This is a genomic window from Actinacidiphila rubida, from assembly GCF_900110255.1.
In the GTDB taxonomy this organism is placed as follows: Bacteria; Actinomycetota; Actinomycetes; order Streptomycetales; family Streptomycetaceae; genus Actinacidiphila; species Actinacidiphila rubida.
This window is the reverse complement of the sequence record NZ_FODD01000011.1, coordinates 124,734-138,785: the sequence shown is the minus strand read 5'-3', so window position 1 is coordinate 138,785 and position 14,052 is coordinate 124,734. Positions and strand designations below refer to the sequence as shown.

The window sequence follows — 14,052 nt, the reverse complement described above, 5'->3', positions numbered from 1 at the left end:
CGAGTCGGTCAAACCGGGCCTGGCATCTCAAGGTTCTGTGTTTCACTCCGAACAGGTGATCAGTAGCCTCGTGCTGAGCACCCGCAAACCCGGCCGCCACCGGAGCATACGGCGAACACCCGCCGACGACGCGTACGTTGAGCCCCACGAGCTGGAGACACCAACCGTGACCGACCGTCCATCCTGGGCCCCTCAGGGCATCGACCTGACCGTCCCCAGCGTCTCGCGCGTGTACGACTACTTCCTCGGCGGCTCCCACAACTTCGAGGTGGACCGGGAAGCGGCCCGGGTGGCCCTCAAGGCGTTCCCCGGCATCCCGAAGATCGGCCAGGCCAACCGCGCCGTCATGCGGCGCGCGGTGCAGTTCGCGGTGGACCGGGGTATCCGCCAGTTCCTCGACATCGGCTCCGGCATACCGACGTTCGGCAACGTGCACGAGGTGGCCCAGGCCGCCGCGCCCGGCGCGCGCGTGATGTACGTCGACAACGACCCCGTCGCCGTCGCGCACAGCAAGGCCGTGCTGGCCGACAACCCCGACGCCGCCATCGCGGCCGCCGATCTGCGCGACCCGCGGTCGATCCTCGAACACCCCGAGACCCGGCGGCTGCTGGACCTCGACCAGCCGATCGCCCTGATGCTGGTCGCGGTGGTGCACTTCCTGCCGGACGCGGACCGGCCGGCCGAGATCATCGCCACGCTGCGCGACGCGCTGGCGCCCGGCAGCGTCATGGTCATCACCCACGCCACCCTCCTCGGGCCCACCCCGCAGGCGCAACGCGGCGTGCAGGAGGCGTACCAGCGCACCACCACGCCGCTGCTGATGCGCACCGCCGCCGAACTGGAGCCGTTCTTCGACGGTTTCGACCTGGTCGAACCCGGGATCGTCCCGCTGCCCCACTGGCGGCCCGACAGCCCGGTCACCGAGGACGACGACACCGCGGCCCTGCACGGTCTCGCCGGTGTGGGGCTGAAGGCGTGACCGCCGGGCCGGCCGCGGCCGACGGCGGGGGGGACCACGGGCCGGATCACGACGCGTACAGCAACCTCCGGCGGTTCGTGACCATCTGGTGCCGCGCCATCTACTCGGTCACCGCGACCTCCATGACCCGCGGGGAGTTCGAGGCGCACCTGATACCCCAGGCCGCGGTCCTGCGCGAGGCGCTGCGCGCCGAACGCTTCGACCCGCGGCCCGCGGTCGGGGTGGGCGCGGCCCTGGTCGACGCGCACTGCACCGACCCCGAGGCGCTGCCGAGCATCCTCGGCGTCATCGACGCCTACCTGGTGCTCTACTGCTCGCCCGGCGACGACCTGCCGGCCGACCAGGCCAGGATCCGCTGCTCCCGGCTGCAGCACGCGGTCGCCGTCGGATTCTCCCAGGCGCTGCGCGAACGCACCCTGGCCGAGCAGGAGTCCCTCTCCCGTGCCGCGCTCGGCGCGCAGGCCGAGGCCGAACGGGCCCTGGCGGCGAGCGAGGCGAAGTTCCGTGCGGTCTTCGAGGGCGCCGCCGTCGGCATCGGCATCGCCGACATGGACGGCAACGTCGTCGAGATCAACCAGGCCGCGGCCCGGATGTTCGGCGGCGAGGCGCACATCAGACGGCGCAACGTCAGGGACTGGGTCCACCCCGAGAACGACCCCGCGATCCGGGGCCTCAACGGCGAGTTGATGCGCGGTGAGCGTGACGGCTACCACATCGAGAAGGCGTACATGCGGGCCGACGGGTCGGTGCTGTGGGCCAACCTCCAGGTGACGCTGCTGGCCGAGGCCGCCGGACCGCCCCAGTACCAGCTGGCGTTGCTGGAGGACATCACCGAACGCCGGGGCCTGCTGCAGCGGTTGCGCCACCAGGCCACCCACGACGCGCTCACCGGCCTGCCCAACCGGGCCCTGTTCTTCGAACGCCTCGACCAGGCACTGGACCCCGACGGGACCGTCACCCGCATCGGCCTGTGCTACCTGGACCTCGACGGATTCAAGACGGTCAACGACAGCCTCGGGCACGCGGTCGGCGACCGGCTCCTGGTCGACGTCGCCGAGCGGCTGCGGGAGTGCCTCACCTCCCCCGACCAGCTGGTCGCCAGGATCGGCGGCGACGAGTTCGTCGCCCTCTACACCGACCCGCCGGGCCTGACCGCGGTCACCGACCTCGCCACCCGCATCCTCGACGCGCTGGCCCGCCCGGTCACCCTGGACGGCCGCGACCTGCGGGTCCACGGCAGCATCGGCATCGTCTACGGGCCGGTCGGTTCCCGCGGCGCCGCGGACGTGCTGCGCAGCGCCGACATCACCATGTACCGGGCCAAGGAACTGGGCGGCAACCGCTACGAGGTCGCCGATCCCGACGCGGACGCCCGCGCCATCACCCGGCACGGCCTGACCAACCGGCTGCCCGAGGCGCTGGAGCGCGGCGAGTTCTTCGTCGAGTACCAGCCGCTGATCGGCCTGGAGAACGGCGCGGTGCTCGGCGCGGAGGCGCTGGTGCGCTGGGGCCACCCGGTGCACGGGGTGCTCGGCCCCGACCAGTTCATCCCGCTCGCCGAGAGCACCGGCCAGATCGTGCCGCTCGGGCGCTGGGTGCTGGAGCAGGCGGCCCGGCAGGCCCGCACGTGGCAGAGCGAGCACCCCGGTGCCGGCCGCCCGCCGCGGGTCAACGTCAACCTCTCGCCGATCCAGCTGCACCACCGCGACCTGGTCGCCGAGGTCGCGGGCGTCCTCGACGAGACCGGCCTGCCGCCCGGCTCGCTGTGCCTGGAGGTCACCGAGAGCGCGCTGATCGGCGCCGACGAGGACGCGCTCAAGCCGCTGCGGCGGATCGCCGACCTCGGCGTGGCCATCGCGCTGGACGACTTCGGTACCGGCTACTCGAACCTGTCCTCGCTGCGCTGGCTGCCGGTCAGCGTGCTCAAGCTGGACCGCGCCTTCACGCGCGGCATGCGGCGGCACCCCGCCGACCCGGTGGACCTCAAGATCGTCGAGGGCATCGTGTCGCTCGCGCACAGCCTCGACCTGACGGTCACCGTGGAGGGCGTCGAGACCCGGGCCCAGGCCGAGCACCTGCGGGCGCTCGGCTGCGACCACGGCCAGGGCTGGTACTACGCCCGGCCCGGTCCGCCCGAGGCGCTGCACCGGCTCAGCCTGGCCGACGCGGGCTGACCGCGGGCCCGAGCCCGCCGGGCGGGGCCGAGGAGTACGGCTCCGGTACGGCCGCTCAGGCGCGCCCGGGAGGCCCCCGTACGCCCTCGTACGCCCCCGTAAGCCCCCCGTTCGGCGTGTCCGGCCCCCGGCCGTCGGCCCCCCCGTCCCGCGCCCGGCCGCCGGGCCCCCGAAACCGCCCTGGCGCGGCCGCTTCGCACTGGTGACGAGGCGGCGCCAATCGGGCATACTCCAACCGCCGGACCTGTTGATCACGGCGCGCCGCAACCCGGCGCGCGATCATGGGTCCGGGTACTGATCCCTCACCGGACGGCTCCGCCCCACCCACGGCGGCCGCCGCCGTCGCGCCCGAAAAGGGAGGATGCGCCACCATGCCGCACCCCGCGCCGCACCGCCACCTGCCCACCGAAGAAGCCCGCGACCTGCTCGCGCTCGCCCGGGACATCGCGCAGCGCGAGATCGCCCCCCGGGCGGCGGCCGAGGAGGACGCCGGCCGCTTTCCCCGCGAGACCTTCGCGCTGATCGGCGAGGCGGGCCTGCTGGGACTGCCGTACGCGGAGGAGCACGGCGGCGGCGGTCAGCCCTACGAGGTGTACCTCCAGGTCCTGGAGGAGCTCGCGGCGGCCCGCCTGACCGTGGGCCTGGGCGTCAGCGTCCACACGCTGGCCTGCCACGCGCTCGCCTCCTTCGGCAGCAAGCAGCAGCGCGCCGACCACCTCCCCGACATGCTCGGCGGCGGCCTGCTGGGCGCCTACTGCCTGTCCGAGCCCACCTCGGGGTCCGACGCGGCCAGCCTGCGCACCAAGGCCGTGCGGGACGGCGAGCACTGGACCATCGACGGCACCAAGGCGTGGATCACCCACGGCGGCGTGGCGGACTTCTACACGGTGCTGGCCCGCAGCGGCGGCGAGGGCGCGCACGGCATCTCCGCGTACCTCGTCCCGGGCGACGCGCCGGGGCTGTCGGCGGGCGCGCCCGAGAAGAAGATGGGCATGAAGGGCTCGCCCACCGCCCAGGTGCACTTCGACGGGGTGCGCGTGCCGGACTCCCGGAGGGTCGGCGAGGAGGGGCAGGGCTTCGCCATAGCGCTGGCCGCCCTGGACTCCGGCCGCCTCGGCATCGCCGCGTGCGCCGTCGGCGTCGCGCAGGCCGCCCTGGACGCGGCGCTGACGTACATGGGGGAGCGACGGCAGTTCGACCGCCCGATCGCCGACTTCCAGGGCCTGCGCTTCATGATCGCCGACATGGCGACGAAGATCGAGGCCGGCCGCGCCCTGTACCTGTCCGCCGCGCGGATGCGGGACGCGGGCGAGCCGTTCTCCCCCCAGGCGGCGATGGCCAAGCTGTTCTGCACCGACGCGGCGATGCAGGTCACCACCGACGCGGTCCAGCTGCTGGGCGGGTACGGCTACACCGCGGACTTCCCGGTCGAGCGGTACATGCGCGAGGCCAAGGTGCTGCAGATCGTCGAGGGCACCAACCAGATCCAGCGGATGGTGGTGGCCCGGCACCTCGCCGGCCCGGAGTCCCGCGCCTGAGCGGTCCTCCGGGGCGGTGACCCCTCGGACGCGGCCCTGGGGACCACGCCCCAGGGCCCCAGGGCCCCAGGCCGTCAGGTGCGTCACCGCGGAGCCGCGCCCGGAGCCGTGCACGGCGGGCGCGCCCGCACGGTGGAGGTGCGGGCGCGGCGCGCGGGGCCGGCGGCGGCTCAGGCCGCGAGGGCGGGCACGACCAGCCGCACCGGGCGCGAGCCCGGGCCGCCGACGTGCGAGAACGGCTGGGTGCGCCAGTCCAGTCCGGCCGGCAGCGCGAGCAGCACGGCGAACTCGGGCGCGTCGCCGGCCGCGCCGTCCAGCGGCCGGCCCTCGTCCAGTGGCAGGCCCTCGGCCACCGGGCGGCCGGAGCCGCCGCACACCGTCAGGCCGAACGGGTTCCACGGCGTGGGGCACACCGCGTGCTCCGGCAGCCGGTCCTCGTCGTCCAGGACCGCGATCGGCTGGCTGCAGTCCGGGCAGAACAGCCGTGCCACGTCGAGGAGTTCGTCCTCGAAGAGGTCCTCGGCGAGCACGTCGTCGCGGTCCGCGGTGTCGAGCTCGACGGCGGCCGGGGCGAAGAGCGGGAGTCCGGCCTCACGGGTGGCGCCGGACGGGGAGTCCGAACGTTCGCCGCGGTTGCCGCGCACCTGATTACGCATGCTGCGTTCCCCCTTGGGTGAGGCCCGTGTTCGGGCCGGCCGGGCTGCGCGCTCTCGGCCATAGCGAGCACTTCCCGCCGCGCTACGCGGGTAATCACGCCACCGGGAGCCCTCCCCGTGCGCGGAGTGTGGCCTTCGTCACACTCCCCGTCGTGACCGGAACGTGCGCCCCCGCCATGCGCCCACGCACCGCCGAATGCTCCCCGGCCCTGCGCGCGCCGCCTTGCCGTGACGCCTTGTAAGGTGCCATCGGGCGAGGCCAGGGCGGGTTCGCCGACTGGTGGAGACGGCGGACGATGCGAACCAACTGGGCGGGCAACCTCACTTTCTCCGCGCGCCGGGTGCACCGCCCGGCCACCCTCGAGGAGCTGCGCCGCATCGTCGCGGGCGCCGACCGCGTCAAGGCACTCGGCAGCGGCCACTCCTTCAACGACGTCGCCGACACCGACGGCGACCTCGTCGACGTGCGCGGCCTGCCCGCCGGGATCGACCTCGACAGCGCGGCCGGCACGGTGCGCGTGGCGGCCGGTGTGCGGTACGCGGAACTCGCCGCGGAGCTGCACGCGCACGGCCGCGCGCTGCCCAACACTGCCTCGCTGCCGCACATCTCGGTGGCCGGCTCGGTGGCCACCGGCACCCACGGCTCGGGCGACGGGAACGGCGGCCTGGCCACCTCGGTCCGCGCCCTGGACCTGGTCACCGCCGGCGGCGAGACGGCCGCGTTCAGCCGGGACACGGACGGCGACCGGTTCGACGGCACCGTCGTCTCGCTCGGCGCGCTCGGCGTCGTCACCCACCTCACCCTGGACACCGTGCCCGCCTACGAGGTCCGCCAGCGCGTCCTGACCGGCCTCCGACTCGCGGACGCCACCGCCCACTTCGACGCGATCACCGGCGCCGCGTACAGCGTCAGCCTGTTCACCGACTGGAAGGCGCCGCGCTTCACCCAGGTGTGGCTCAAGCAACTCGCCCAGGACGACGGCCACGCCCACGACCCCGGCGCCGATCTGCCGTGGGCGGTGCCCGCCGAGGGCCCCGTGCACCCCGTCCCCGGCATGGATCCCGCGTACTGCACCCCGCAGGACGGCACGCCCGGCCCCTGGCACGAGCGGCTGCCGCACTTCCGCCCCGAGTTCGTGCCCAGCAGCGGCGAGGAACTGCAGTCGGAGTACCTGCTGCCGCGCGCGCACGCCACGGCCGCCCTGGACGCGCTGGCCGTCCTCGCGCCCGTGATCGCCCCCGTCCTGCAGATCTGCGAGGTCCGCACGGTCGCCGCGGACCGGCTGTGGCTGAGCCCCGCGTACGGCCGGGACACCGTCGCCCTCCACTTCACCTGGATCAAGGACCCCGCGGCCGTGCTGCCGGTGCTGGGCCGCATCGAGTCCGCCCTGGCCCCGCTGGAGCCCCGCCCGCACTGGGGGAAGCTGTCCACCGTGCCCGCCGGGCAGGTGCGCGCCGCCTACCCGAGGATGGCCGCGTTCGCGGCGCTGGCCGCCGAGACCGACCCCGCGGGCACCTTCCGCAACGCCTTCCTGAACCGGCTGCTGGACGCCTGACCGTCATCCGGCCGCCGTCCCCATGACGCGACGTCCTCCGGTGCCGGTAAGGTCGCCGCTGTGGAGGAGCTTGACCGGCACATCGTGGAACTGCTCGTCGCTGACGGGCGCATGAGCTACACCGACCTGGGCAAGGCCACCGGCCTGTCCACCTCGGCGGTGCACCAGCGCGTGCGCCGCCTGGAGCAACGCGGGGTGATCCGCGGCTATGCGGCGATCATCGACCCCGAGGCGGTCGGGCTGTCCCTCACCGCGTTCATCTCCGTCAAGCCGTTCGACCCCAGCGCGCCCGACGACATCGCCGACCGGCTCGCCGAGGTCCCCGAGATCGAGGCCTGCCACAGCGTCGCCGGCGACGAGAACTACATCCTCAAGGTGCGCGTCGCCACCCCCATCGAGCTGGAGCACCTGCTCGGCCGCATCCGCAGCCTGGCCGGCGTCTCCACCCGCACCACCGTGGTGCTCTCCACCGCGTACGAGTCCAGGCCCCCGCGCGTGTGACGCCGCCGCCGGGCGAGAGGATGGGGCCATGCACCGCACCTCCCCGCACCCCCAGCCCCCGGCGGCCCCCGACCCCGCGCCCGGCACCGTCCTGCTGCGCGGCGGCTTCGTCTACAGCCCCGCCGACCCCTTCGCCACCGCGATGGTCGTCGACGGCGGAACGGTCGCCTGGGTCGGCTCGGAAGGGGCCGCGGACTCCTTCGCCGACGGCGTCGACCGCGTCGTCCAGCTCGACGGCGCGCTGGTCACCCCGGCGTTCACCGACGCGCACGTGCACACCACCGCCACCGGGCTGGCCCTCACCGGCCTCGACCTGAGCGGCACCGCGTCCCTGGCCGAGGCGCTGGCCCGCACCGCCGAGCACGCCGCCGCGCACCCCGGCGACCGGGTCCTGCTCGGCCACGGCTGGGACGAGACGCGCTGGCCCGAGCGGCGCCCGCCCACCCGCGCCGAGCTCGACGAGGCGGCGGGCGGCCGGGCCGTCTATCTCACCCGCGCCGACGTCCACTCCGCGGCCGCCAGCACCGCGCTCCTCGACCTCGTCCCCGGTGTCACCGGCCAGGCCGGCTACGACGCGCAGGCGCCGCTGACCCGCGACGCGCACCACGCGGTCCGCCGCGCCGCGTTCGCCGCCGTCACCCCGCAGCAGCGGGCCGCCGCGCAGCGCGCGGCGCTCGCGCACGCCGCCGCGCAGGGCATCGGCGCGCTCCACGAGTGCGCGGGCCCCGACATCTCCTCCGAGGACGACCTCGCCGCCCTGCTCGCCCTGTCCGCAGAGGAGCCCCTGCCGCGGGTCTTCGGCTACTGGGCGGAGGCGGCGCGGAGCGCCGCGGACCTCGACCGGATCCGCGAGCTGGGCGCGGTCGGTGCGGGCGGCGACCTGTTCGTGGACGGCTCCATCGGCTCGCACACCGCGTGCCTGCACGCGCCGTACGCCGATGCCGCCCACACCGGCGTCGCCTACCTCGACGCCGAGACCGTCGCCCGCCACCTCACGCTGTGCACCGAGGCCGGCGTGCAGGCCGGCTTCCACGCGATCGGCGACGCCGCGATCGGCACGGTCGTGGACGGCGTGCGCGCCGCGGCCGCGCACGCGGGCCTGGACCGGGTGCGGGCGCTGCGGCACCGGGTGGAACACGCGGAGCTGATGACCGAGGAGACCATCGCCGCGTTCGCCGAGTTCGGCCTCGTCGCGTCCGTGCAGCCCGCGTTCGACGCCGCGTGGGGCGGCGAGGACGGCATGTACGCCCGGCGGCTGGGCGCCGAGCGTGCCGCCGCGCTCAACCCGTTCGCGGCGATGACCCGCGCCGGCGTCCCCCTCGTCCTCGGCTCCGACAGCCCCGTCACGCCGCTCGACCCCTGGGGCGCGGTCCGCGCCGCCGCGTTCCACCGCACGCCCGGGCACCGGATCTCGGCCCGCGCCGCGTTCAACGCCCACACGCGCGGCGGGTGGCGGGCCGTCGGCCGCGACGACGCGGGCGTGCTCGTTCCCGGCGCCCCCGCGGACTACGCCGTTTGGAGTACGGGCGACCTCGTCGTCCAGGCCCCCGACGAGCGGGTCGCCAACTGGTCCACCGACCCGCGCTCCGGCACTCCCGGCCTGCCGGATCTCACCCCCGGCAACCCGCTGCCGACCGCTCTGACCACCGTCGTCGCAGGCCGGGAGATCCACCCGCGGCCGACCGGGTGAACGCCGTCGGCGGCGATGCGGCCGAACGGTGCGGCCTGGTGTCACGGCGGCGTGTCGTGCTCCCGGCGCCCGCTCGTCACTGACCTGCTGATTTGATGAAAGCCCGCAGGTCACAGGGGTGTTGACAGTGGCTGGTCGGAGGCGAGTAGGTTCGGCCAAGTCCACCACAGGACGTCGGACCGGGGGATCTCCGCGGTTGCGTCGAAACACCGCTGGGCCATGGGGCGTCGCGCCGGACGGGCACGTCGCCACTGGCAGCCAGGTCCAGCGGCCACGACGCGGAACGCGGCCCGCCAAGGGGCCACTCCGCCCGCCAGGGTACGGAGCCGGAGCGCCGCCCGATCGGCAGGTGTGACCCGGGAAGGGCCTGGACGCCCAGTAGACAACGACCCCGGCGCGGCCCGCAGCCAGCGGACCCCGGGTCGGCCCGAAGGGCGTCCGGGCCCGTTCCGTTGTGGTGGGCGGGGTGGTGTGGGTGCGGTTCGCAGCTGGGGGTGCCCCCGGACGGAGTCTGGGGGAGGACCCCGGGTCGGCCCGAAGGGCGTCCGGGCCCGTTCCGTTGTGGTGGGCCGGGTGGCCGCGGCGTGGCCTGGCGGGGGGTGCGGGGCGTCACGGCCGGGTGGCCGTGGAGCGCCGGTGGCGGCGTGGGGATCGTCGCCGGACCTTTGCCGTCCCGCGACTCAAGGGGGTGTCGTCACGGGGTACGGTCACCCTCACCACCTCTCCACCTGCAGGAAGGCCGCGACCGTGCGCCTGCGTCCCGACACCGCCCCCGTGGCGCCCCCGGACTCCGGGGTCACCGCCTCGCCGGCGCCCCCGGCCGAGGCCGGCGCCGCCCCCGGCGGCACCGTCCCCGAGCGGGCGACGCGACGTGCCCGCCTCGCGGCGACCGCCCGCCGGGCCGCGCCGAGCAGTGCCGTCGCCGCCCTGCTCGGCCTGGGGATGGCCGCCGCCTTCCCGCCGTACGGCGTGTGGCCGCTGTCGGTCGTCGCCGTCGCCGGCTTCGCGCTCGTGCTGCGCGGCCGCACGGTCCGGCAGGGCGCCTGGCTCGGGTTCGCCTTCGGGTTCCCCTTCTTCCTGTGGCTGCTGGTGTGGCTGCGCTCGGTCACCTGGCTCGCGGTGGGCGTGCTGTCCGGCGTCGAGGCCTGCTACCTCGTGCTGATGGCCGGCCTGATGGTGCTCGCGCAGCGCCTGCGCCTGTGGCCGCTGTGGTGCGCCTGCCTGTGGGTGGCGCAGGAACTCGTCCGCGACCGGCTGCCGTTCGGCGGCTTCTCGTGGGGCCGGCTCGCGTTCGCCAACACCGGTTCGCCCTTCACGCCGCTCGCCGCGCTCGGCGGAGCGCCGCTGGTGAGCTTCGCCGTGGCCCTCAGCGGCACCCTGCTGGCCGCGGCGGCCCTCGCCGGGTACCGGACGTGGCGGGCGCCCCGCCGGAGCCTGAGAGGGGCGCTGCCGGGCACGGCGGCCCTCGTGCTGTCCGCGGCCGTGTTCTGCGGCGGACTGCTCGTCCCCGTGCACACGAACGCCGACGGCCACGTCCGCATCGCGATCGTGCAGGGCAACGTGCAGCAGCCGGGCATGCACTTCCTCGGCCGGCCGATGCAGATCCTCGACAACCACGTGCAGGCGACCCTGCAACTGGCCGCCGACATCAGGGCCGGCCGGGTCCAGAAGCCGGACATCGTGCTGTGGCCGGAGAACTCCTCCGACCTGGACCCGTTCTCCAACCCGGTCGCGTACGACCGGATCACCGAGGCGGTGCAGGCGGTCGGCTTGCCGGTGCTCGTCGGCGCCCTGGTCGACGGCCCGGACAAGGACCACGTCCAGAACGAGGGCATCGTCTGGGACCCCGTCACCGGCCCCGGGGCGCACTACACCAAGCAGCACCCCGTGCCGTTCGGCGAGTACGTGCCGTTCCGCAAGGAGCTCACCAAGGTCGTCAGCCAGCTCAACGAGATCCCGCGCGACTTCTACCCCGGCAAGGGCACCGGCGTGATGCGGATCGGCCCGGCCCGGCTGGGCGACGTGATCTGCTTCGAGGTCGCCTACGACGGCATCGTCCGCGACACCGTGAACGCCGGCGCCCGCGCCATCGTCGTGCAGACCAACAACGCCACCTACGGCCGCACCGGGCAGCCCGAGCAGCAGCTCGCGATGTCCAGGCTGCGGGCGGTCGAGCACGGCCGGGCCGTCGTCACCGCGGCCACCAGCGGCATCAGCGCGGTCGTCGCGCCCGACGGCAGGATCGAGCAGCGCAGCAAGGAGTTCACCCGCCAGGTGCTCACCGCGGACCTCCCTCTGCGTGACGAGAAGACCGTCGCCGACCGCGTCGGCGCGGTACCCGAGTGGGTTCTCGCTATGGTGGGGCTCCTGTCCTGCGCGGCCGCAGTCGCCATCGGCAGGCGCGACCGCACACGCAAGGCGAAAGGGCAGCAACCGCAGTGACCGCAGTGAACGACGAGCAGCGCACCTTCGGCCCGCTCGGCAGGGTTTTGGTCATCATCCCGACCTACAACGAGGCCGAGAACGTCAAGCCGATCGTGCAGCGGGTCCGCGCCGCGGTGCCGGACGCCCACGTGCTCGTCGCCGACGACAACAGCCCTGACGGGACCGGCAAGCTGGCCGACGAGCTGGCCGCCGAGGACTCCCAGGTCCACGTGCTGCACCGCAAGGGCAAGGAGGGCCTGGGCGCCGCCTATCTGGCCGGCTTCCGCTGGGGCATCGACGAGGGCTACGGCGTCCTGGTCGAGATGGACGCCGACGGCTCCCACCAGCCCGAGGAGCTGCCCCGGCTGCTCACCGCGCTCAAGAGCGCCGACCTGGTGCTCGGCTCCCGCTGGATCCCCGGCGGCCGGGTGGTGAACTGGCCGAAGTCCCGCGAGTACCTGTCCCGCGGCGGCAGCACCTACTCGCGGCTGCTGCTGGACGTGCCGATCCATGACGTGACCGGCGGCTACCGGGCGTTCCGCAAGGAGACGCTGGAGGGCCTGGGCATGTCCGAGGTCGCGTCGGCCGGCTACTGCTTCCAGGTCGACCTGGCCTGGCGCGCGGTGAAGGCCGGCTTCCACGTGGTGGAGGTACCGATCACCTTCGTGGAGCGCGAGCGCGGCGACAGCAAGATGAGCCGCAACATCGTCGCCGAGGCGCTGTGGCGGGTCACTGCCTGGGGCGTCAGCTCGCGGGCGTCCAAGATCGTCGGCCGCAAGCCGTAGCCGGGCCGTTCCCGGGGCCCGTGACGGGCCCCGCGCGGGATCCGGGCCGTCAGCCGAGGATGTTGACGGCCCGCGCCACCACCAGCACGACGGTCAGCAGCGACACCGCGGACTGCCCCATCATGAGCGCCTTCGCCCACAGCGAGGACGGCATCACATCGGTCGGGCTGAACGCCGTGGAATTGGTGAACGACAGGTACAGGTAGTCGAAGAACACCGGCTCCCAGTGCGGGGGCGCGAGGTCCGGCGACTGCATCTGCACGAACAGGAAGTCGGGCACGTCGCGCTCGCCGGCCGCACGGGCCGCCGGGCCGCCGCGGTCCAGCTCCCAGTACGCGAGGGCGAAGATCACGACGTTGATCAGCCAGATCGCCCCGCCCCGCAGCAGCAGCGGCCCGGCCGCCGAGCCCTCCGTGCCGCGCACCAGCCCGTCCACCAGCCGCACCGCCGAATAGCCGTTGGACCCGCCGATCACCACGATCAGCGCCAGGCCCAGCGAGCGCAGCAGCCGCGAACCCCGCTCGATGCGGCGCGGGTTGCCCGCGACCAGCGCGACCAGCAGCGCCGACTCCACGGCCGGCATCAGCCACCGGGGCTGGACCACCAGCCGGGCGGGCAGCACCAGCAGCTGGATCGCCACCACCGCGAGGATCGCGGCCGCCGAGGCCCAGCGCTCCTCGCCCTGGGTGACCCGGCGCCAGGCCGGCTCGACACGGTGCTCCGCCGCGGCGAGATCGCCGTGGGCCGGCGTCAGCCGGGCCTCGATGCGGTCCAGGCGGGCGTTGAGGGCGTCGAAGTGGGCGTGGGCGGCACCGTGCGCGGCGGCGTCGGGGGAGGGCGGTTCGGGGGAGCGGGACTCGGGGGAGTGAGGCTCGGGGGTGCTGTCGGTCACCCGGGACATCGTGGCGTCGGCGCCGCCGTGCGTCCACCGGGATCGGCCCGCCGCCTCGGGCCTTTACCTGGCCTTTGGTGTCGTGGGTCTCTTTGGCACACTTGAGCTATGACGACGAGTTCACGGCCTCCCGTCCACCCGCACGGGGCGTCGCAGCAAGCGCAGCAGCCGCCCCCACGGCGGCGCTCCCGGCTGCGACTGCTGCCCCTGGCCATCGCGGCCTGGGCGGTGCTGGAGATCTGGCTGCTCATCGTGGTCGCCGACGCGACCAGCGGATTCTTCGTGTTCCTGTGCATCCTGGCGGGCTTCGTGCTGGGTGCCGTCGCGGTCAAGCGCGCCGGGCGCAGCGCCTGGCGGAACCTGACGGCGTCCGTGCAGGAGGCGCAGCGGGCCAAGCAGGGCGGGCCCGCCGAGGTCCAGGAGCGCGCGCCCGGCGGGGGACGCACGGGCCTGCACATGCTCGGCGGCATCCTGCTGATCATCCCGGGCTTCCTGTCCGACGCGGTGGCCCTGGTGCTGCTCTTCCCGCCCACCCGCAAGCTCGTCGGCGCGGGCCTGGAGCGGGTGGCGGAGCGTGCGCTGCGCCGCCAGTCCGCGCACCCCGCGGAGCCCGGTTCGCTGGGCGACCTGTTCCAGCAGGCGCGGGACGCCGGCGAGCAGGCCAAGATGCACCGGCCCGACGGCAAGGTCATTCAGGGCGAGGTCGTCGACCACCACGACTGAGCCCCGTCCCACGGTCCGCGGTCACCCGGGAGCCCTTCCCGGGTGACCGTCGCGTACGGGACCGGGCGCGGGGGCCGCGGGACCCGCGGCCGCGCCATGGCCGCGGCGCAACGGCCCCGGACATGCGTGCGGCG

Annotated in this window: 11 protein-coding genes; 9 read left to right on the top strand and 2 right to left on the bottom strand. The window is 74.6% G+C overall.

All coding sequences use genetic code 11. The features are described from left to right. Window positions 1-166 precede the first annotated feature (166 nt). The 3 genes from BMW99_RS13410 to BMW99_RS13400 all read left to right on the top strand — a co-directional run bounded on the left by BMW99_RS13410 (window position 167) and on the right by BMW99_RS13400 (window position 4,691). Entirely contained in the window at window positions 167-979 is an 813-nt protein-coding gene (locus tag BMW99_RS13410; RefSeq protein WP_069467305.1) for an SAM-dependent methyltransferase, read from the top strand. After that, on the top strand, window positions 976-3,153 hold the full coding sequence (locus BMW99_RS13405; RefSeq protein WP_075016857.1) for a putative bifunctional diguanylate cyclase/phosphodiesterase: 2,178 nt from the start codon (window positions 976-978) through the stop codon (window positions 3,151-3,153). Before BMW99_RS13410 ends, BMW99_RS13405 begins: the two co-directional genes overlap by 4 nt. Before the next feature lie 371 nt (window positions 3,154-3,524). Next, window positions 3,525-4,691: an acyl-CoA dehydrogenase family protein gene (locus tag BMW99_RS13400; RefSeq protein ID WP_069467000.1), complete on the top strand. Its 1,167-nt coding sequence runs from the start codon at window positions 3,525-3,527 to the stop codon at window positions 4,689-4,691. 170 nt (window positions 4,692-4,861) lie between these two features. Here BMW99_RS13400 and BMW99_RS13395 read toward each other — a convergent pair whose 3' ends face one another. After that, window positions 4,862-5,347 carry a hypothetical protein gene (locus BMW99_RS13395; RefSeq protein ID WP_069466998.1) on the bottom strand — a complete coding sequence of 162 codons (486 nt, stop codon included), beginning with the start codon at window positions 5,345-5,347 and terminating at the stop codon, window positions 4,862-4,864. A 296-nt stretch (window positions 5,348-5,643) separates the two neighbouring features. Between BMW99_RS13395 and BMW99_RS13390 the strand changes: the two genes are divergently transcribed. From BMW99_RS13390 to BMW99_RS13370, 5 genes are all read left to right on the top strand, one after another. Further along, window positions 5,644-6,903 carry an FAD-binding protein gene (locus BMW99_RS13390; protein ID WP_075016856.1) on the top strand — a complete coding sequence of 420 codons (1,260 nt, stop codon included), beginning with the start codon at window positions 5,644-5,646 and terminating at the stop codon, window positions 6,901-6,903. Window positions 6,904-6,963: 60 nt separating this feature from the next. Further along, window positions 6,964-7,404: an Lrp/AsnC family transcriptional regulator gene (locus BMW99_RS13385; RefSeq protein WP_075016855.1), complete on the top strand. Its 441-nt coding sequence runs from the start codon at window positions 6,964-6,966 to the stop codon at window positions 7,402-7,404. A gap of 28 nt (window positions 7,405-7,432) precedes the next feature. Continuing rightward, a complete protein-coding gene (locus BMW99_RS13380) occupies window positions 7,433-9,094 on the top strand; it encodes an amidohydrolase (protein ID WP_075016854.1) in 1,662 nt (553 codons plus the stop codon). Between the two features lie 747 nt (window positions 9,095-9,841). Beyond that, window positions 9,842-11,536, top strand: coding sequence for an apolipoprotein N-acyltransferase (lnt, locus tag BMW99_RS13375; protein WP_079138784.1), 1,695 nt, complete (start codon window positions 9,842-9,844; stop codon window positions 11,534-11,536). A gap of 5 nt (window positions 11,537-11,541) precedes the next feature. Then, window positions 11,542-12,303 carry a polyprenol monophosphomannose synthase gene (locus BMW99_RS13370; RefSeq protein WP_069465787.1) on the top strand — a complete coding sequence of 254 codons (762 nt, stop codon included), beginning with the start codon at window positions 11,542-11,544 and terminating at the stop codon, window positions 12,301-12,303. Between the two features lie 49 nt (window positions 12,304-12,352). Here the strand turns inward: BMW99_RS13370 and BMW99_RS13365 are convergent, their stop codons facing one another. After that, window positions 12,353-13,195, bottom strand: a complete 843-nt coding sequence (locus tag BMW99_RS13365) for a hypothetical protein (protein WP_245791424.1) — start codon at window positions 13,193-13,195, stop codon at window positions 12,353-12,355. 108 nt (window positions 13,196-13,303) lie between these two features. On the opposite strand from BMW99_RS13365, the gene fxsA reads away from it, so the two are divergent. Continuing rightward, complete coding sequence (gene fxsA / locus BMW99_RS13360) at window positions 13,304-13,918, top strand: FxsA family membrane protein (RefSeq protein WP_075016853.1); 615 nt, start codon at window positions 13,304-13,306, stop codon at window positions 13,916-13,918. The last annotated feature ends 134 nt before the right edge of the window (window positions 13,919-14,052 follow it).

Excerpts from the sequence above, each read along its gene's own strand:
- BMW99_RS13380 (WP_075016854.1), top strand. The coding sequence starts at position 7,433 with ATGCACCGCACCTCCCCGCACCCCCAGCCCCCGGCGGCCCCCGACCCC.
- BMW99_RS13390 (WP_075016856.1), top strand. The coding sequence starts at position 5,644 with ATGCGAACCAACTGGGCGGGCAACCTCACTTTCTCCGCGCGCCGGGTG.
- fxsA (WP_075016853.1), top strand. The coding sequence starts at position 13,304 with ATGACGACGAGTTCACGGCCTCCCGTCCACCCGCACGGGGCGTCGCAG.
- BMW99_RS13395 (WP_069466998.1), bottom strand. The coding sequence starts at position 5,347 with ATGCGTAATCAGGTGCGCGGCAACCGCGGCGAACGTTCGGACTCCCCG.
- BMW99_RS13400 (WP_069467000.1), top strand. The coding sequence starts at position 3,525 with ATGCCGCACCCCGCGCCGCACCGCCACCTGCCCACCGAAGAAGCCCGC.